The 19,139-nt window shown below is 40.9% G+C and carries 15 protein-coding genes; all 15 read right to left on the reverse strand.

Annotated features, from left to right (window positions below; all coding sequences use genetic code 11):
* Nucleotides 1-4: 4 nt before the first annotated feature.
* Nucleotides 5-1,846 carry an asparagine synthase (glutamine-hydrolyzing) gene (gene asnB, locus BLP33_RS09210; RefSeq protein WP_090526796.1) on the reverse strand — a complete coding sequence of 614 codons (1,842 nt, stop codon included), beginning with the start codon at nt 1,844-1,846 and terminating at the stop codon, nt 5-7.
* Nucleotides 1,847-1,876: 30 nt separating this feature from the next.
* On the reverse strand, nt 1,877-2,938 hold the full coding sequence (locus BLP33_RS09215; protein ID WP_090526798.1) for a glycosyltransferase: 1,062 nt from the start codon (nt 2,936-2,938) through the stop codon (nt 1,877-1,879).
* Between the two features lie 25 nt (nt 2,939-2,963).
* Entirely contained in the window at nt 2,964-4,121 is a 1,158-nt protein-coding gene (locus BLP33_RS09220; protein WP_175489977.1) for an O-antigen ligase family protein, read from the reverse strand.
* A gap of 84 nt (nt 4,122-4,205) precedes the next feature.
* Nucleotides 4,206-4,796 carry a sugar transferase gene (locus tag BLP33_RS09225; protein ID WP_090526802.1) on the reverse strand — a complete coding sequence of 197 codons (591 nt, stop codon included), beginning with the start codon at nt 4,794-4,796 and terminating at the stop codon, nt 4,206-4,208.
* 9 nt (nt 4,797-4,805) lie between these two features.
* On the reverse strand, nt 4,806-6,050 hold the full coding sequence (locus BLP33_RS09230; protein ID WP_090527614.1) for a DegT/DnrJ/EryC1/StrS family aminotransferase: 1,245 nt from the start codon (nt 6,048-6,050) through the stop codon (nt 4,806-4,808).
* Nucleotides 6,051-6,066: 16 nt separating this feature from the next.
* A complete protein-coding gene (locus BLP33_RS09235) occupies nt 6,067-6,834 on the reverse strand; it encodes a DUF2334 domain-containing protein (protein ID WP_090526804.1) in 768 nt (255 codons plus the stop codon).
* Between the two features lie 18 nt (nt 6,835-6,852).
* Nucleotides 6,853-8,022, reverse strand: a complete 1,170-nt coding sequence (locus tag BLP33_RS09240; RefSeq protein ID WP_090526806.1) for a glycosyltransferase family 4 protein — start codon at nt 8,020-8,022, stop codon at nt 6,853-6,855.
* 24 nt (nt 8,023-8,046) lie between these two features.
* Complete coding sequence (locus tag BLP33_RS09245; RefSeq protein WP_090526810.1) at nt 8,047-8,904, reverse strand: glycosyltransferase family 2 protein; 858 nt, start codon at nt 8,902-8,904, stop codon at nt 8,047-8,049.
* Nucleotides 8,901-10,076, reverse strand: coding sequence for a DegT/DnrJ/EryC1/StrS family aminotransferase (locus tag BLP33_RS09250; protein ID WP_090526811.1), 1,176 nt, complete (start codon nt 10,074-10,076; stop codon nt 8,901-8,903). The genes BLP33_RS09245 and BLP33_RS09250 overlap by 4 nt, the downstream gene beginning before the upstream one ends.
* Nucleotides 10,073-11,512, reverse strand: a complete 1,440-nt coding sequence (locus tag BLP33_RS09255) for a lipopolysaccharide biosynthesis protein (RefSeq protein WP_090526813.1) — start codon at nt 11,510-11,512, stop codon at nt 10,073-10,075. Before BLP33_RS09255 ends, BLP33_RS09250 begins: the two co-directional genes overlap by 4 nt.
* A gap of 6 nt (nt 11,513-11,518) precedes the next feature.
* A complete protein-coding gene (locus tag BLP33_RS09260) occupies nt 11,519-12,817 on the reverse strand; it encodes a nucleotide sugar dehydrogenase (RefSeq protein ID WP_090526815.1) in 1,299 nt (432 codons plus the stop codon).
* Nucleotides 12,807-13,370 (reverse strand): UpxY family transcription antiterminator, encoded by a 564-nt coding sequence (locus BLP33_RS09265; protein WP_243770798.1) that lies wholly within the window; start codon nt 13,368-13,370, stop codon nt 12,807-12,809. Before BLP33_RS09265 ends, BLP33_RS09260 begins: the two co-directional genes overlap by 11 nt.
* Before the next feature lie 504 nt (nt 13,371-13,874).
* Entirely contained in the window at nt 13,875-16,187 is a 2,313-nt protein-coding gene (locus BLP33_RS09270; RefSeq protein WP_090526817.1) for a GumC family protein, read from the reverse strand.
* A gap of 34 nt (nt 16,188-16,221) precedes the next feature.
* A complete protein-coding gene (locus BLP33_RS09275; protein ID WP_229701566.1) occupies nt 16,222-16,890 on the reverse strand; it encodes a polysaccharide biosynthesis/export family protein in 669 nt (222 codons plus the stop codon).
* A 403-nt stretch (nt 16,891-17,293) separates the two neighbouring features.
* Entirely contained in the window at nt 17,294-19,132 is a 1,839-nt protein-coding gene (gene glmS, locus BLP33_RS09280; RefSeq protein ID WP_090526820.1) for a glutamine--fructose-6-phosphate transaminase (isomerizing), read from the reverse strand.
* Nucleotides 19,133-19,139: the final 7 nt, after the last annotated feature.

A 19,139-nucleotide genomic window follows, 5' to 3' on the forward strand; every position in this document is an offset into this window, starting at 1 on the left:
TGTTTTAAGCTACCTGGTATGTTGAAATTGCTTTTGAACGCTGATCTTTAAGCCATTGTGTATACACAAGCAGTTTCCAGATCTGGGTTGCCCTGTTCCATTTGCCGCTCATGTGGTCGTTTATCATAGCAAATGATTTTTGTACGTTAATACCGGGGATGTTCTTTAACTCGCTGATTGAAAGATGATCCATCACGTGATCTCTCAGTTCGTTTTTAAACCAATGGCTTAGCGGCATTGTAAAGCCGGATTTTGGCCTGTCAAACAGTTGCGCCGGCGCATATTGGTATAGTATATCTTTCAAAATCCTCTTTTGAATACCGTATTTAAATTTATAGCTGTCGGGCAGGGTTTGCGCAAATGCAATTACCCGGTAATCCATAAGCGGCGCCCTTGCTTCTAACGAAAAGGCCATTGTGCCCCTGTCAACCTTAGTATTTATATCACCGTTTAAATAGGTCTTGGTATCAAATGCCGACAGCTTTTGAAGCATGCTTGTTGATTTTGACGACCAGATGTCCATGAAGGGAACCTGCAGGCCAATGTTAGGATTTTCGAGCCAGGAGTATTCCAGGCCGCCCAGCATAAGCCCGTAAAGTGATTTGACCTCCGGATTGCAGATCCCCATTGCAATTAGCTTATGACGATAGTTAGGAGAGATGCTAATTACATCGGCTATTTTTTTACGCAGCGCCAACGGACATTTAAACAGCTGGTTAACCATATTAAACCATTTGTAACGGCTGTATCCTAAAAAGCTTTCGTCGCCGCCATCACCGCTTAAAACCACGGTAACGTGTTTTTTGGTGTGTTTACTTAACAGCAGGGATGGGATGGCGCTTGAATCGGCAAAAGGCTCATCATAATAGCGGCCGAAACTCTCAATTAGTTCAAGGCCTTCTTCTTTATTACATTCAATTGTATGATGATCTGTTTTTAAATGATCGGCAATTTTTTGTGCAAAAACGCTTTCATCAAAACCTTTTTCTCTGAATTTTATGCAAAAGGTTTTTACATTATCATAGTTTTTTGAAGCTATAGCCGCAACAAGTGATGAGTCGATACCGCCTGAAAGGTATACTCCAAGGGGCACATCGGCATGCATGCGTATATCAACAGCGTTGGTAATCAGCCGGGTTAAATCGGCCTGTGCTTGCTGATATGCTCCTTCATAGTGTTCGGCATGGTTTAAGTCCAGTTCCCAGTATTTTCTTTTTCTGAAACTGCCGGTGTTGCAATCAAAACAAAATGAATGCCCGGCCTCAAGCTTTTGGATTTCGTTCCAGGCCGATTTGGGTTCGGGAACGTATCCCCATACAAAATATTCGTTAATAGCCTGTTCATTGATAGTTACATTCCGGCCTATACATATTTGCGATGGCTGGCTGGCAAATTCAAAATCTAAACCATTTTGGGTATAATAAAACGGCTTTTTGCCAAGCCTGTCGCGGGCGCCAAAAAGCTGGAGCGTACGGGTGTCAAAAATTACAAAGGCAAACATCCCGTTGAAATGGTTGACACAGTTTTCGCCGTATTCAAGATAGGCGGCTGTAATAACCTCTGTATCGGAATCGGTCAGGAATCTGTAACCCAGGGCTGTGAGCTTTACCTTTAAGGTTTTATAGTTGTAGATTTCGCCATTAAATACAACTTTAAGGTGATTGTAAGTTAAGGGCTGATCTGACCGGTGATCCAGATCAACAATAGCCAGCCGGTTATGGCCCAGGGTAACCGGACCATTGTGTTCAAAGCCAGAATAATCGGGCCCCCTGAAATCGGCCCTAGCCAGTTTTTGAAATATGATGTTATCGTCATATCTCACTGTTGATCCGTAAATGCCGCACATAAAAAAACGCTAAGGGGTTAATAGTTTTGTTTAATTAGCAAGCAGGGTTTCATATTCCATGCCTATTTTCTCGAGACTAAAGCGATCAACGATATCGGCTTTGATATTAGGATGCTGCCAGGTTTGATTGCATGCCCTGATAATTTGATGGCGTAGTGTGCAAAGATCATTTTGTTCGGCTATAAAACCGTTAAAGCCTTCCCTTATCAGTTCGTTAACACCGCCAACTCTGAATGTAACTACCGGAACGCCTACCGACAGTGCTTCGAGCACTACATTAGGGAAGCCTTCGGTAAATGAGCTTAAAACCAGTAAGTCATGCTTAGAAATAACATCGGCAACATTTTTAATTTCACCGATGAACTTCACGCGTTCGTTGAGGCCGATATTTTGTACCTCTGCTTTTAAGGTATCCATCAGCGGGCCCTTGCCGGCTATAGTTAGAACATAGTTTTGAGGCAGTGCTTTCATAACCTCAAGCAAGCGAAATAATCCTTTCTCTTTGATGAGCCGGTTAACTGCAATAAGCCTCTTTAGTCCCGAAATTTGGTTTTGAGGTTTTATTGCATTCGTTATAATAACCGGGTTATGAATAACAATAAGCTTGTTTAGGTTGATGTTATAAAACCGGGCAATGGATTGCTTCATTTCTTCCGACTGGCAAACTATTGAGTTAAAGCGTACAAACAAAAACCTGGAAAAGTAATTGTAAAAACGGGATTTAAACCCATAAAACTGTGCCATTTGCTGCGGATTGTTAGATGCCCTGGCTATTAAATTAGGCACTTTAACAAACATTGAAACAAAGGCTACCAGGATATTAATATGATCGGTAGTTGAAAAAACAGCGTATGGTTTTTCATCTTTCAGCAGTTTGCGAAGTTTAAAAAATGAGCGTGAAGCCTTTATTGTTTTCAGGTTTAAAAATCTGATACCTGCTATTTCTGTTGAGAAACTGCACTCGTCTCCATTAAGTAATACTACAACTACCTCATAATCGGGTTTGTTGAAATATTGCGATAACAGCCAGTAAACACGCTCAGAACCACCTGTGCCAAGCGAGCCAAGAACAAGGAAAATCTTTTTTCTCATTATAAATAAAAATCTGGATCAAGTTTTAAGCGACAGCTAATTCTTCCTGCACTGGTTCGGTTTGTTTTACAGGGTCTTTCAACCTGTTGTAGTGTAATACGGCGAAATAAATAAATATAGTAGGGCCGTCCACGCTCATCAGCCACCCGTTATGTGACAGCGCGTTTAATGAAATTGCTATAAAAGTGAAAAATATAGCTACATAAATTGCACTCCCTTTATGCTTTACGTTTTTTATAGTTTGCCAAAACAGTCGGACAGTTTTGTAATATATGGCCCATAGCAACCCCAGCCCCAAAAACGGGCCAAGCAGGGTAATAAACATCAGGTAGGCATTGTGCGATGATAATCCGAAAGTGAACAAGGGGTTCCGGTAAGTTACGTCGTTCCAGGTTTTACCATAAAATATAAGTCCGAAAGGATAGTCAGCAAATATTTTAAGGTTTTCGGCAGCCATGTCGGCCCTGTTAAAATCATTTGCCTCTTTAGCCTGATTTTTTGACAGGATGTTGTTTTTGTCATCAGTGTTATCTTTTAATACATAAGTGTACAACCCAAAACATATGATCACTGTAGCTGCAACCAGGAAAACGGCTCTATAGCGATAGTAAATAAACAGGAAGAGCGTTACACCGGCTCCAAAGCTTATAAATGCCGACCTGTTCATGCCAAGGTAAATGCAAACAATGCAGGCCGCTAAAACCAATGCTCTTACTATAAGATATTGCCCGGTAGTGCATGATGCAATAAAGGCAAACGTGGTAATGGCTACAACCTGGTACCCGAAGTTGAATTGCGTTACTGCCAGGCCGGCTGGACTTTGTTTAACCGGCTCGCCCAATAGCATGCTCCTGATCGGATCAATGGTGCCTGCCATGCTGTGATCAAGTACCATAATGATCATAGAGCACATGAGCAGAAAGAAAAACATTAATATTGAAGCGTAATAGCGCGATTTATTTGCACCAACAAAATAGTTGAAGTATAACGAACATGGTATTATAGTAAGGAGAATGGCAAAAAAGGTAATATAATTGTTCATCCCTACTACCTGATATAAAAAAACGCCGATTAAAAAAATTATTAACTCCTTGGTATAGCCGAAATCCAGCAAAGGTTTTTGCACAAAGAATAGCAGCATGCAAAAAATTACAGGCGCAGGAATCCTCAAAGTATCTGTCATGAAAATGTTAAAAGCAAGTGTGTACAGATAGAAGAGCATTAAACCATAAAAGAGGCACTTTTTAAGCAGCATAATAAAGTGGAACTATTGAAAAATTCGTTTTATTGTAGATAGTATTATCTTCAGATCCATGAAAAGATCCTGATTGTCGATGTATTCGAGATTCTTGCTGATCTTTGATGGAACTATTACCTTGATATACATATCTTCAGGATCATCGCTGCCGGCCAGGATATCATTTTCATCAAAATATTTGATGGATGCCCAGTCTGTTACTCCCGGTTTAACACTTAATACCCTTAGTTGAGCAGGTGTATACAGGTTTACATATTTCCGTACTTCGGGGCGCGGGCCAACAAAGCTCATGTCACCTTTTAACACGTTTAGTAATTGCGGCAGTTCATCAAGTTTATATTTCCTGAGCCAGTAACCAACACTGGTGATCCGGTAATCTTTACTGCCTATGGTTAATAATCCGGCCCTGTCCGAGTTTATGTACATGGTCCGGAATTTGAACAGTTCAAACTCATTTCCATCTTTCCCAACCCTTGTTTGTTTATAAAATGCGCTTCCCCTCGAATTTATTTTAATAGCTATGGCAATTAAAATAAACAATGGGAGCAACATTATCAGTGCTATAAGTGATATGACAATATCAAAAAGCCGTTTAATCATAACTCTATTTTATAATTCCACTTTTGCAAGTTCTTTACACTCATCCAGCACAGTGTTAACCGAGTTTATGACGGTTGTAATTATGAAATCAATCTGCTCGCCGGTAAGTTGAGGATAAATGGGCAGCGAGATTTCATTTGCGTAAAGAGCATAAGCTGATGGATACTGAGCGATCTTATAACCCAGATCTTTAAAAAGAGTAAGCATTGGCAGCGGGGTAAAATGTACATTGGCCATGATCCCTTCAGCCATAATACTTTCAATTATCTGGTCACGCTGTGTCTCTGATATGCCTTTGACCCGCAGGGCAAACAAGTGGTAGGATGATTCCCTTTGCTCGTTTTTTAGTGGCGGTTCAACAAACCAGTCCATTGATTTGAACCTGTCACAATATACGGATGCAACATGCTTGCGCATAGGGAGCAAGCTGGCCTCATAATTTCTGAGCTGGCCGAGGCCTATCGCGGCACAAATGTCGGGCATATTGATTTTGAGGCCCATAAACAGAATATCGTATTTCCAGCCGCCGCCATTACTTTTGGTGAAGGCATCTTTGGTTTGGCCGTTAAGAGTATATAGTTTTAAATACCGGTATTCTTCAGCCGAATTAAAGCGGGCAGGTAAATTGATGCAGATACAACCTCCTTCGGCTGTAGTGATGTTTTTTACCGCGTGAAAAGAAAATATCGATACGTCACTATACTTTGCTGCCGGCAATTCATTTATGGTTGCACCGATTGAGTGCGCTGCATCGGCAATTAAGAGGATCCTGCCTAAAATCTTTTGCTTAGGGCTTTCAGCAACGAATAATTTTTTAATTTCCGGTTTATTGATAATCGCCTTTAATTCTTCGTAGTTGCATGGCCAGCCGGCTATGTCAACAGCAATAATTGCTTTTGTTTTTGGAGTTATTGCTTTAATCACAGCTTCTGTGGAGATGCAGCAGTCGTCATCAACATCAACTATCACCGGCGTAGCCCCGCAATGCATTACACTTAAGGCGGTAGCACAATAGGTGTATGCTGGTATGATAACCTCGTCGCCTTCCTTTATGCCGAACCATTTCAGCATCAGGATAGCTCCTGATGTCCAGGAGTTTACGCAAACAGCTGCATCCGAAGCTGTACGCTGCTTCATTTGCTGTTCAAGTGCGGCTACTTTGGGCCCGGTGGTTATCCAGCCAGAATTAAGCGTGTCCATAACCTCGTTTATAACAGCCTGGTCAATGTAAGGTGGCGCAAAAGAAATTTTCATATCAGGTTTAATAGAGTTAGTTTCCGGCAGGGACCCGTTCCAAAAAAGCGATTGCTTTTTGAGCATAATCACGGGCTAATCGTTTATAAATGCAATATTTTTCGGCAAGGGCATCTGCCCAGGTATAATTTGAAAAATCGAGGTCATCCAATGAAACAAAAAGGTGATGGTTTTTTTCTATGAAAATTTCAAGCTCAGCAAACGTTTTGTCAGAACAGGTTTCGGGATGATAATTGAATGTCCAGGTGTGTTTTGTTTTTTGTTCAACTTCTGATAGTTGAACAGGTACCCAATTAAAGCCAAATCTTACATAAGGTGACTTAAGCAGGCCGTCACTTATTATTTTAATGTCGGTGTATTCGTGTAAAGCAAGCAATGTATTACGGTCAAAAGTATGTGCAGGAGCAATAAAAACAGTGGGGTTGATATTTTCACGTTTGAAAATTTGGGCTGCTTTTCTTATTTTTTCTTTTTGTGTTTGCAATGGTAAGCCTGCAAATTCCGACCGGTTATTCATCTTCAGCAAGCCGGAGTTGTGATTTATGTAATAATGATCAAAACCGTGCATGCCTATCACATAATTTTGATTTTGAAGTTCGCGCACCAACTGCCAGTAGTAAGGATTGAAATTACCGCAGGCTTTTAACTTTGGGTCTTTATTTGCCGGTATAACAGCAATTATGGGTTTTATGCCATACTTGTCAAACAGGGTGAAGAAACGTTGCCATTTTTGGAGGTTATTTGTCGGGCATAAATCATCCAAACGAATTAAGTACTGTAGCATATTAACAGTTTGATAGTTTTATAAAGCTGGTTGGCTGTTTGTTAGTTGTGCCGCTGTTGCAGTTGCAGCGACGTGCTTTTTGATTAACGTTTCCCATTCTCCCAGTATCTTATCAGGATGGTTGGTTTTAGATATGACGCGGGCCTGATTTCCAAGAGTTGTTTTTACAACCTCATTGTTGGCCAAACGGTGCATTGCATCGGCTAAATCACTTATTGATCCTCTTTTTACCAATATCCCATTTTGGCCGTTGTTGATGATCTCCGAAGGTCCAAAATTGCAATCAACTGCTATGGAAGGGCATCCAAAGCTCATAGCCTCAACTAAAGCATTAGGGTATCCCTCGTTGCGCGATGGTAAGACAAACATTTCGGCCTGGTTGTAATAATCCTGAAGGTTGTTTTTGCTTCCAGGTAGCAATACCCGTTCTCTTAACCCCAGATTAAAGATCTGGCAAACGAGGTTAGCACGTTCTTCGCCATCGCCAACGATTATCAGATCGACATCGGTAAGGCTTGATTTTGCATAGGCCTCAATAAGGATATCAAAGCCCTTTACATAGGCCAAACGGCCAACTCCCAAAATAAACCTCCGATGGTGAACCTTCTCCTCTGACGGTAATGGGAAAATAGTAACAGCATTTGTTATGCGCTCGATGTTTGTTAGCACTTTAAAGTCTTTGTCCTTAAGCAGGCAGTCCCCAACTCCTTTAGCACTTACTACAACCGCTTCGGCTCTTTTATATAAGTTTAAAGCCAGTTGTTTACGCAAATAGTTAAACCTGATAACGCTTCTATCGGGCGAAGTGCGCTCTGAAACAATGTAAGGTACCCGGGTAAACCAACAGGTAATACCAGTCCAAATATTGGCGGATGTGATAAATGATAAAGCGCACACCGGTTTTTGAGCCCGCAATAACTTGATAAGTTTAAAAAAAGTTTCGGCAATATGATACAACCTGTAAACAAACAAATTTTTTTGACGGTCAGCAAGGTAAAATACCTTAACATCATTATCAATTTCATATGCTGGAACATCATTGTTTAAAGAAATAAGTACCGACTGGAAGTTGTTTTTATTAAAATAATTAGCAAGCGAAATGATAACTCTTTCTGCTCCTCCGCCTCTAAGCGACGGAATAATGAAAAACAGAACGGGTTTTGAAAAAGGGGCGGCTTGTATGTTCATGTTAATGTTAAATGCGCTGGGCAGTTATAGCAGGTATTTTACCGTATCGTAAGCTTTACGAAACCGCTTGTTTTGTAATTCAAAAAGCAGATAGCGTTTTATGTAAAGCAGCAAAAGTCTTTTTTTAGCGATCGCGGAGTATGTGAAGTTCTTGATGATTAAATTGAAATCACTTATAACCATTTCCATGCGTGCTTTGGCGTTGATCATGCTCCACACACCTCCTTCATGATTGCGGTAACAGCTCATTACCTCGGGTATTACATAAATTTTACCGCCGGTATGCTGGGTGGCCCATAGCTTAAACATTTTATCGCCGGCAAAACATTCAAAAAACCAGGGGGCAGCGAACAACTGATGAGTTTCGGGAATATTGCGATAAACAACTGTTGCCGTTTTTGTTTCTTCCTGTTTCCCCGCCAGCAAATCGGCATATGTATGTATTAGCGGTGTGGGGTTAGGATGTACGTAAAGTGTTTTGTTATTAACGTTTATCACTTTGTGGTAATGGCAGCAAATAACGAAGTCGGCATTGTTTTCTAAAAAATCAACCTGCTTTTGCAGTTTATATTCATTTATCCAGTAGTCGTCGCCCTCGCAAAGAGCTATGTACCTGCCCCTGCACTGTGTAACACAATTAATTAAATTTTTATGCGTGCCTAAGTTGGTAGGGGAGGCTATAAGCTTGATCCTGCCGGGATAGGTTTCTGAGTAAAATTTAATTATTGACTGGGTTTTATCTGTCGAGCAATCGTCGCCAATAATGATCTCAAACTTAAAGTTGGTTTTCTGCATCAAGAAGCTTCGGATAGCCTCGGAAATGAATTTTTCATGGTTGTAAGTAATACAAAGAACACTTACCATTATTTCTTCATCATTCATACCGTTCCATTTACATTCGCTGCCCTTACATTTATTTCAGATTCAATTTTATCTGTCACCAGTGTGCCAAAATGTTTCGGTTTAAAGTTGTTGTCGAAGTTTTGTGCGCGGAGCAACAACCTGCAAATAAGGTCGAGATCTGACAGCGACAGCGTATGATATAAAGGAAGACAAACCACCCGTGACGCTATGGAATCGCAAACAGGCATTGGTTGGCTTTTTACGTATGGCAATGATGACAGTGAGGGGTAAAAATACCTCCTGCAATAAATCTGTGCCAACTCTAATTTTGCTTTACTTTGATGCATAAGGGCCTCTGTTTGAAAAACGACGGGGAAATATGCATAATTGTAATCCTGTTCGTTTTCAAGTTTTTGAAACTGAACATCCAGGTTTTCCAGGCGCTGCAGATATTGCTCATACAAATACTTTCTTTTTTTAAGTATTTCGTCAACATGGCGCAGGTTGCATAAACCCATTGCTGCATGAAACTCGCTGTTTTTTGCGTTGATACCTTCTTCAGAAAAAGTGTCAACACCTGAATATCCGAAGTTGCGCATCAGTGCCATGGTTTTTAATAACTCCGGATCCTGGGTAAATACAGCGCCGCCTTCGATAGTGTGATATAATTTGGTTGAGTGAAAGCTGGTTACACTGATGTCGCCATATTCAAATACGGAGCGGTTTTTATAAAAAGTACCGAAGCAATGCGCGGCATCATAGATCACCTTAAGGTTATGTTTATCAGCAATAGCCTGTATGGCTGTTATATCGCATGGGTTACCAAATACGTGTGTTGCCAGTATAGCCGATGTGTTGGGTGTGATGGCTGCTTCTATTTTAGCCGGATCAATATTCAGCGTCTCAGGGTCGATATCCACAAATACAGGTTCGCAACCCTGCCATACAATAGTGCTTGTAGTAGCAACAAATGAAAATGGCGTTGTGATAATTTCTCCGCTTAAGTTAAGGGCTTTGATGGCCAGTTGCAAAGCTATTGTACCGTTTGTAACAAACAGCATATGACTAACGCCCAGGTATTGTTTTAACTTTAATTCGAGCGTGTTCACAAGGGGGCCGTTGTTGGTGAGCCATTGCCTTTCCCAGATACTTTTAACATAGGCTCTGAACTCCTTTTCGGCAGGGAGAAATGGTTTGGTTACTGGAATCATCTTTTTAGGATTAATTGGTTAAAATCTTTAATAGCGGAGAGCTTAATTAATAAACTGGCACCATAATAAACCGCAATGAATACTATGAGTAATATGCCAATTTGCATAGTCGGGATGAAAAAATCATTGATCAGCAACTTGTCAAGAAAATAACAGCAGAGGCCGATACTTCCGGCCAACGTTACTGTTGGCAAAATATCTTTCACCTGTTCGGTAACCGGGTAGTCAATTAAGCGCCCGCTGTAAATGGAATTGATGTAGTAGGCTATTATGTTAAAAAGTAACTGAAAGTATAATAACCCATAAATCCCGAAGGGAATAAAGAGCAGGATGCCGACTACACTTAAAACCTTTTTAATAACCTCTAACTTTAAAAATAATGCGCTTTGCCCCATTACTTTCAAAACATTTAAGTTGTATGAATGAAGCGGGTACATGATGCCACCTATGCATAGCAACTGGAAAAACGGAACGGCTGGCAGCCATTTGTCGGTCAACAAAATGTGAAACAAAGGCCTGGCAATAACGCTGAGCAATATAAGTGCCGGTGCGTTCCAGAATACTACCTGCTGCATAAGCCGTTTATATACATTTTTTAGTTGTATTGGGTCGTTTGAGATCTCTGCGAACATTGGGTAAGTAACTTTATTTATAGCTGCTGAAATATTACTTATCGGTAATTGGCTTATCGAATCGGCCCGGCTGTAGTAGCCAAGCTGGGTTGCCGAAAAGAACTTACCTATGATTATCAGGTAAATGTTTTGATAAACGGTATCAATTAAACCTGATAATGTCATTTTGTAGCCGAAATGGATATGTTTTTTAAAACAAGCCTTATCAAATATCAGTGCCGGTCGCCAGCTTGAAGTGATCCAATGTATGGCCGTTGATAAAAAAGATGTGCATAAGCCCATCCAAACCAGGCTCCAAACTCCGTATCCTAATTTTGCAAGTATGATACCCAATATTCCGCCGCCAATGGCCGACGGGACTTGAATGTTGGTTTGTTTTTTAAACTTCAGATCCTTGACCAGTAAGGTGCTTTGTACCCCAAAAAACGCGTTTATAATTAAAATTAAGGTGTAAACGCGCACAACAGAGGTTAACAGTGGCTGGTGATAAAAAGCGGCGATGAGCGGCGCAGTTATAAAAAGTATCAGGTAAAGAATGCTGCTGCCAATGATATTAAAATAGAAAACGGTTGAATAATCGCGCTGATCTGCATTGGTGGTTCGGATCAGCGAGGCTGTAAGGCCGCCGTCCAAAAGGCTATTGCCTATCGATATAAAAAGATACAGCATAGCTATCAAACCAAATTGTGACGGCTCCAGGATCCGTGCCAGAAAAATGGATATGCCAAAGCTCACCACCTTTGAACTTAATTGCTGCCACAGCGCCCATACTATGCCGGACACGGCTCTTTGTTTGTAGGTCATAAATTTTTAAAGCCGGGCGTTAACAACGTTTTCTGGTAAAAATGCCTTCAAATCATACAATACTGCATTGGGTTTGCAAAGCGCTTTTACATTCATTTCTTTAAACTCTTCGTGGGCAACAGCAAGTAAAACCCCGTCATAGGTACGGGTTTTTGATTCGCCGTTTTCGCAGATGATGCCATACTCTTTTTTGGCATGTGCCGCGTTGGCCCAGGGATCATGGATATGCACTTTTACTTTATACTCCTTCAACCGTTTAACAATGTCTATCACACGGGTATTCCTTACGTCGGGGCAGTTTTCTTTAAATGTGAAACCAAGTATCAGCACCTCACTATCTGTTATTGAAGTACCGCGACAAATCATCTGTTTAATAAACTGATCGGCAACATATGCACCCATAGAGTCATTGATACGCCGGCCAGCCAAAATAATTTCAGGGTGATACCCTGCTTCCTGGGCCTTTTGTGCAAGATAATATGGGTCAACCCCGATACAGTGGCCGCCAACAAGGCCCGGGCGAAAATTCAGAAAGTTCCATTTAGTGCCCGCCGCCTCCAATACTTTATGGGTATCGATACCCAGTTTATTAAAGATCATGGCCAGCTCGTTCACAAATGCAATATTTATATCGCGTTGCGCATTTTCAATTACCTTAGCAGCCTCAGCTACTTTTATCGAATGCGCTTTAAATGTGCCGGCTGTAATAATTGATTGGTAAAGCTTATCTACAGTTTCGGCTGTTTCCGGAGTAGAGCCTGATGTAATTTTGCGGATTTTTGAAACGGTATGTAATTTATCTCCGGGATTGATCCTTTCAGGCGAGTAGCCCGCAAAAAAATCAACATTATAGGTAAGCCCCGATACTTTTTCTAAAATAGGCATACATTCATCTTCTGTTACCCCAGGATATACGGTTGATTCGTAAACCACGATATCATTCTTTTTTAACACTTTGCCTACAACCCTGCTGGCGTTTATTAACGGTGAGAGATCAGGCCGGTTATTTTTATCAACAGGGGTTGGCACAGTTACAATGAATATGGAACATTGCTGTAGTTTTTCAATTTCATCAGTAACGTATAAACCGGTTGCGGTTGTACAAACAGGGGTAATTACAGCATTTAATTGATCGGGGTCGATCTCTAAGGTGTGATCAATGCCCGATTTGAGCTCATTAATGCGATCTACATTAATGTCATAGCCAATAACTTTGTATTTTTTTGCAAATTCAACGGCCAGGGGCAAGCCTACATAACCAAGACCGATAATGCCTAATTTAGGTTGGTAATTCTCAATTTTCATGATTTCTGCTGATGTTATGAACTGATAAGTTTTGGATTGAAACACGTGTTACCAAAGCGCAATTGATGGTTTCAAAAATCATTAATACATTTTTACCCTGTATCTGCAACACCTTACCCATTTGATTTACAAGAGCGCCATCTTTTATTTTAACTGTATCACCAACACTGAGGTTGTTAAGGCTCACAATTTCCATGTCTTTGTAGCGTACAAGATTTGTCCTGATCTCGTCTATTACGTTGTCCCTCACTACAGCAGGTTTACCCATATAGTAAACAAAGCCTAACGCCCCCATTACGTAAAGCGCCCTTGACTGCTCATAAGCATCGACATGAACAAATACGTAGGAGCTAAACAGAGGAACACTGATCTCCTTTTTCCTGTCAGACCATTGGCTTACTACATCTCTGACCGGGCAATAGCATTCAATGCCATTTTGCTTTAAAAGCTTGTCCACCTTTTTTTCCCATCGGGGCTTGGTGTAAATAACAAGCCATTTTTTTTCATGATAATTTGTCATGCGAAATTGCGGTGTTCTTAATTGGGTTTCCATAAAATGAATAAAGTTGGATAGGGGAATTAATAAGGGCTTATTATAGCTTCGCCAACTCACTCACATGGCGCAAGTGATGATGGTTTTAAAAAATAGTAATTGAAAATTACTAACCTGGTTATCTGATTTATTACGGACGCAGCCTGTGCTGGCTGTGGCTCCGCCAATCCAGTCACATGGTTAGGCGGTTAATAAAAAATAATCGAACTAATGGTTTATAATATTCGCCGGTTTTTCCCGTTTACTATAAAATATAACAGGTGTCTCAGTCTCTCTGCGGCTTCGCCAATCCAGTCACACTGGTCAGGCAGTAAAAAAGCAAGCTAACGGCTTATATAGTTCTCCGGTTTTACCCGGTTATTGGTTCATAACAATTGCAACTTATGTTGCTTACGGCTCCGCCGATCCAGTCACATGGAACAGCGGCGGTCAAATAAACAGTCTAACTAAAAGTTTATAACACGTATTAGCATTAACCTTATGCTATTGTAAAAATGATAGCTATCAACTGCCATATGCAGATGCGTATCCATAACCACCATAGGCATAGGCCTCCCGGTTTTCTTTTTTCGCATCGTTAAACACTACCATAAGGTTATTTAGTTTATCATTATCATAAATATCTCTGAGGATACTTAATTGCTCGGTATTGGTATAATTATACCGTACGATATAAATACTCAACTCGGCGTATTTCGCCAGGCTAAAAGCGTCGGCAACGGCACCAACAGGCGATGTGTCAAGTACGATATAATCAAACTCAGTTTTGCACCAGTTAAAAAGCAGGTCAAGCCGTTTATCTGACAATAGCTCGGCGGGGTTAATTGCTTTACTGCCGCTTCCCATTACAAAAAGGTTATCTGATTCATTATAAGCCTGGATGCATTCGGCCGGTGAATTGGTATCACCCATTAAAAAATCTGTAATGCCCTTGGTTTGCTCCATGTTGATGTTTTTAAGCAAATCGGGCTTGCGCAGGTCAAACTCCATAATTAATACCCGTTTATTGAGCATGGCAAGCGTTAAGCCCAGGTTGATGCTGAAAAAGGTTTTGCCTTCGCCTTTCATAGACGATGTAACAAGCATGGTTTTGTGCTGTGTTCCCTGGTTCAGGAAGCCAATATTGCTCCTGATATACCTGAACAGTTCTGAAATGTTGGTATTACTGCCGTTAGATATAACTACAGGGCTCTGACCTTCATTATTATGGCATAATTCGCCCAGGATCTTTACGCCTTTTATATTCAGCAGGCTTGATTGATTCCTGATTTTCAGGCTAAATTTATCTTTCAGGAAGATGTAAATTCCCGGCATAAATAACCCGGCTATAATAGCGAATAAATAGGTGAGCTGTTGCTTAGGAAATTCAGCTATCGGATTAGCGGCAGGTTTATCAATCAATTGCGATGAAGGAATTGTAGCTGATAACGACAACGCCGTTTCTTCTCTTTTTTGCAACAAGTATTGGTATAAATTAGTTTTTACCCCCTGTTCACGGCTCCGCTGTAAAAGCCCCCGTTCAAGCGACGGAACCGAGCGGATGCGGGAGTCATACTGGGCAGAATTTTGGCTGAGCAATTTGTGGCTGATTGAGAAGCCTTTTTTAATATTACTGAGGTTTTCCATGATATTTACACGAAGGCTGGCTATCTGGTTGCTCAGGTTTTCAATAAGAGGGTTGGCAGGGTTTGCGCTGCCCAGCATGCGGTTCCTTTCCAACTGCAGGTCGTTGAAACGGCTAACCAGTGTATTTAACGCCGGATCCTTCAATCCCATGGTACTGGGTACAGCATCGTATTGGTTAGCCGAGTTTTTTAAATATGCTTCAATGGAATTCACAATACCCAACTGAGTATTTGATTCTTCAAGCAGTTGATTATATTCTGCAGATTTTGTCAGATTTACCTGTGTGCTTGCATTGATCTCTGCAGCTCCATTCCTTTGCTTGAAAGTTTCAATGTCACCTTCGGTGTATGACAGGTCCCGTTCTAAATCATGTAATCGTTTATCAATGAATAATATGGTGTTTACGGCTGTAACGTTTTTCTTAACAACGTTTTCGGCGTTATAGGTAGATATGATGTTGTTCAAAATATCAATCCCTCTTTCGGGCACAGCATCAACCAGGCTTAAGGTTAAGGTGTTTGATTCTTTAACTACAGGGTTAACCTGTAATGATCCGGCGCTGTAAGCTGCTGCCAGCCCGGTAAGGTTTTTAAACTGGATCAGTATCGGCGTGTCATTATCTGCAAGGGCCGGCCCTTTTTCTACTTTAAAGGAATAATCCTTATGATTAATCAGTTGGTTATAGCTGTAAATCCATGTTTTGGTTTCCTCTTTTAACAAAAACTTACTTTGTGAATATGGCTGGATATATAGTTTTTTCAAATAGCCGGTTTTCCCTATTCTCTTTACAGTAACGGTGAAAGGCCGCTCATTACCATACAGTTCTTTTACTTTAAAGCCGCTTTCATCAAAATAGGAAGTTTCCAGGTTAAGTTTTTTGAATACGCTATAAATCAAATCTTTTGATCGTAATACCTCCATTTCATTATCCACGGTTTTAGTTTCCTGAAACATGTTCAGGTCACTGAAAGCAGTAGCTTTTAAAATACCATCGCCTTTTTTATCGTCAGGGATTTGCAGTGTACTTGTTATTTTATACAGCGGGGTAACATAGTTAAGGTATGTCCAGGCTGCGCCAAAACAGATAACCATGCTTATCAGGAATAAATACCAGCCATTTAAATAAGGCTTAATGTTGTTCCTGAACTTGTTGCCCGGCAAAGGTTCTTTTAAAATAAAATTATTATCCATGTCAGCTATTCTTAGGTATCTTTAAAACTGTATTTTATCTTCTTAACAGTACTGCCGCCAATACGGCCAATGCCGAAATTGAGGCTACTACTATTGGTGCTAAGCGTGTGCTTTGGCTATACTCAACCGCCTTTGATTTGTCGGGCTCCACATAAACAATATCATTTTGTTTAAGGTTGAAGTAAGGCGAATCCATTGATTCAACTTTATTAAGGTTAAGGCGGTTCATTGTTCTGCGTCCGTTTTCTGTGCGGATCACCAATACATTTTCCCTGCGTCCATAAACTGTCATATCCCCTGCCATACCTAATGCTTCAAGTAAGTTTACATTTTCATCAGTTATTATAAATGTTGATGGTTTGTTAACCTCGCCTATCACGCTTATTTTAAAATTTAGGAGTTGGATGTCAACTACCGGGCTTTTAACAAAAGCCGATAGCTTTTTAGCTATTTCAGTCTGTGCTTCCTCAATGGTTTGCCCTTCAATTTTATAGTCACCTATAAGCGGTAAATTCACAAATCCATTTTCGTTTACTTTATATCCGCCGCGGGTTGATTGATTGTTTAAGCCTACATTTTTGTTACCGTTGAATAACATATTCGATTCGGGATTTAAGCTGGTAACAGTTACATTTAAAATGTCTTTCTGATGAATGACTACTGTTCCGCTTGTATTGTTATTTGCTGCACCTGTATTTGCCATGTTGCTGAAGTAAACAAGATCCCGACTTCCGGCACATCCGGTTATCAATAGCAATGTTGTAATGAAACAGTATATATTAATTTTTTTCATCATCAATAGTTTAAGAGAGTTTAGGGAACTATTTTGAACTGGTTTATTTGGTTAGTCAAATTTATCTATTTGGGCATCGATAGTATACGGTTTTAGTCGATTGCCGTTTTTTTGTAAACCTGTATCTTAGTCTTTACAGAACATGTAAACCAGTAATGCAGGCATGTGTAAAGGGATGAGAAAAAAGTGTCTGAGTTGGGAATTTGGGGCTACACGTTCATATAATAGTGGTTACACCCAGAAATAACAGCACATAAAAAAAGCAGGCCTGAGCCTGCTTTTTTTATGGAGTTTGTTGGTTAATTATTCCAAATTATTCTACTGTAACCGATTTAGCCAGATTACGGGGCTGATCAACATTACAGCCCCGTTTTACGGCTATATGATAGGAGAGAAGTTGTAGCGGGATAGTGGCCAGCAGTGGTAAAAAGGCTTCGTCGGCATCGGGTATTTCAATGCAGTAATCGGCCATGTTTTTCACTTTAACATCACCACGGGTAACAATAGCTATTACTATTCCTTTCCGGGCTTTAACCTCCTGTATATTGCTGATCACTTTTTCATACGATGAGTTTTTTGTGGCGATGAAGATCACCGGCATCTGCTCGTCAATTAACGCAATTGGCCCGTGCTTCATTTCGGCGGCGGGATAACCTTCGGCATGGATATAGGAGATCTCCTTCAGTTTTAAAGCCCCTTCCAAAGCAACCGGGAAACCGAAACCACGCCCTAAGAACAGGCAGTTAGGGGCATTCTTTATTTTGCAGGCAATGTCTTCAATCAATTCATTATCCTGCAGCAGCGTTTGTATTTTATCGGGTATGGTATCAAGCTCCGTTAATAAATTGGTGAGCCTGCCTGGTGTTAAAGTACCTTTGTGCTGCGCAATATATAAAGCAATTAAAGTTAAAACAGTAACCTGCGCTGTAAAGGCTTTTGTCGAGGCAACGCCTATTTCCGGGCCGGCATGGGTGTAAACCCCTGCATCAGTTACGCGCGGAATTGAAGCGCCAACAACATTGCAGATCCCCAGGATAGTTGCACCCCGTTCTTTAGCTATTTCAATGGCGGCTAATGTATCGGCAGTTTCTCCCGATTGGGATACCGCCATTACAATATCCTTATCAGTAATTATGGGGTTACGATACCTGAATTCGGAAGCATATTCAACTTCTACCTTAATGCGTCCGTATTCTTCAATAAGGTATTCGCCTGTTAGGCCGGCATGCCACGAGGTACCGCAGGCAATAATAATTATCCGCTCGGCATTTTTAAGCTTGTCGGTATATTGTTTAATGCCACCTAACTCAACCTTGCCTTCAAGCGGAAAGATGCGACCACGCATGCAATCCCTTATAGAACGCGGCTGCTCAAAGATTTCCTTCATCATAAAGTGCTCAAAGCCGCCTTTTTCTAACGATTCAAGTTTTAATTCTAACTCCTGGATCAATGGGGTTTGAACAACATTGTCAAGCTTCTTTATTAAAAGCCCACTGGGTTTAACCTGTACTATTTCGTTATCTTTTAAATACACTACGTTTTTGGTGTACTCGATAATAGGAGTGGCGTCTGATGCAATAAAATACTCGCCATGGCCAACACCAATAACCAATGGACTGCCTTTTCGGGCGGCAATCAGCTGATCGGGGTTTTCCCGGTCCAGGATAACTATAGCGTAAGCACCTATCACTGTATTTAAAGCCAATCGAACAGCTTCCAGTAAATCAGTTTGTTCGATATTTTGAATTTCCTCAATTAAGTGGATCAGGATTTCTGTATCTGTTTCACTTTTAAAGGTATGCCCACGGGCAAGTAGTTCTTCTTTAAGGATCAGGTAATTTTCGATGATCCCGTTATGGATAATGTGCAGGCGGTTATCGTTTGAGCTATGCGGATGCGAATTTGCATCAGATGGGGCGCCATGTGTGGCCCACCGGGTATGTCCTATTGCAACATGCCCGCTTTTGTCTTTATCTGCTGTGTGAGCCTCAAGACACGCCACTTTTCCGGTTTTTTTATACACATTGAAGCCTACATTATTTATGATAGCAATACCGGCGCTATCATAACCACGATATTCTAATCGTTTGAGGCCGTTCAACACAACGGGCCACGCATCTCTTGATCCGATGTAACCAACAATTCCGCACATAGTTTTA

Source organism: Mucilaginibacter sp. NFR10, from assembly GCF_900100445.1.
Lineage (GTDB): Bacteria > Bacteroidota > Bacteroidia > Sphingobacteriales > Sphingobacteriaceae > Mucilaginibacter > Mucilaginibacter rubeus.

Bases quoted from the DNA above. Each gene is read 5' to 3' on its own strand.
- asnB (WP_090526796.1), bottom strand. From the start codon at position 1,846: ATGTGCGGCATTTACGGATCAACAGTGAGATATGACGATAACATCATA.
- BLP33_RS09230 (WP_090527614.1), bottom strand. From the start codon at position 6,050: ATGAAAATTTCTTTTGCGCCACCTTACATTGACCAGGCTGTTATAAAC.
- BLP33_RS09275 (WP_229701566.1), bottom strand. From the start codon at position 16,890: ATGGCAAATACAGGTGCAGCAAATAACAATACAAGCGGAACAGTAGTC.
- BLP33_RS09255 (WP_090526813.1), bottom strand. From the start codon at position 11,512: ATGACCTACAAACAAAGAGCCGTGTCCGGCATAGTATGGGCGCTGTGG.
- BLP33_RS09220 (WP_175489977.1), bottom strand. From the start codon at position 4,121: ATGACAGATACTTTGAGGATTCCTGCGCCTGTAATTTTTTGCATGCTG.
- glmS (WP_090526820.1), bottom strand. From the start codon at position 19,132: ATGTGCGGAATTGTTGGTTACATCGGATCAAGAGATGCGTGGCCCGTT.
- BLP33_RS09245 (WP_090526810.1), bottom strand. From the start codon at position 8,904: ATGAATGATGAAGAAATAATGGTAAGTGTTCTTTGTATTACTTACAAC.
- BLP33_RS09215 (WP_090526798.1), bottom strand. From the start codon at position 2,938: ATGAGAAAAAAGATTTTCCTTGTTCTTGGCTCGCTTGGCACAGGTGGT.
- BLP33_RS09225 (WP_090526802.1), bottom strand. From the start codon at position 4,796: ATGATTAAACGGCTTTTTGATATTGTCATATCACTTATAGCACTGATA.
- BLP33_RS09240 (WP_090526806.1), bottom strand. From the start codon at position 8,022: ATGAACATACAAGCCGCCCCTTTTTCAAAACCCGTTCTGTTTTTCATT.
- BLP33_RS09260 (WP_090526815.1), bottom strand. From the start codon at position 12,817: ATGAAAATTGAGAATTACCAACCTAAATTAGGCATTATCGGTCTTGGT.
- BLP33_RS09265 (WP_243770798.1), bottom strand. From the start codon at position 13,370: ATGGAAACCCAATTAAGAACACCGCAATTTCGCATGACAAATTATCAT.
- BLP33_RS09235 (WP_090526804.1), bottom strand. From the start codon at position 6,834: ATGCTACAGTACTTAATTCGTTTGGATGATTTATGCCCGACAAATAAC.
- BLP33_RS09270 (WP_090526817.1), bottom strand. From the start codon at position 16,187: ATGGATAATAATTTTATTTTAAAAGAACCTTTGCCGGGCAACAAGTTC.
- BLP33_RS09250 (WP_090526811.1), bottom strand. From the start codon at position 10,076: ATGATTCCAGTAACCAAACCATTTCTCCCTGCCGAAAAGGAGTTCAGA.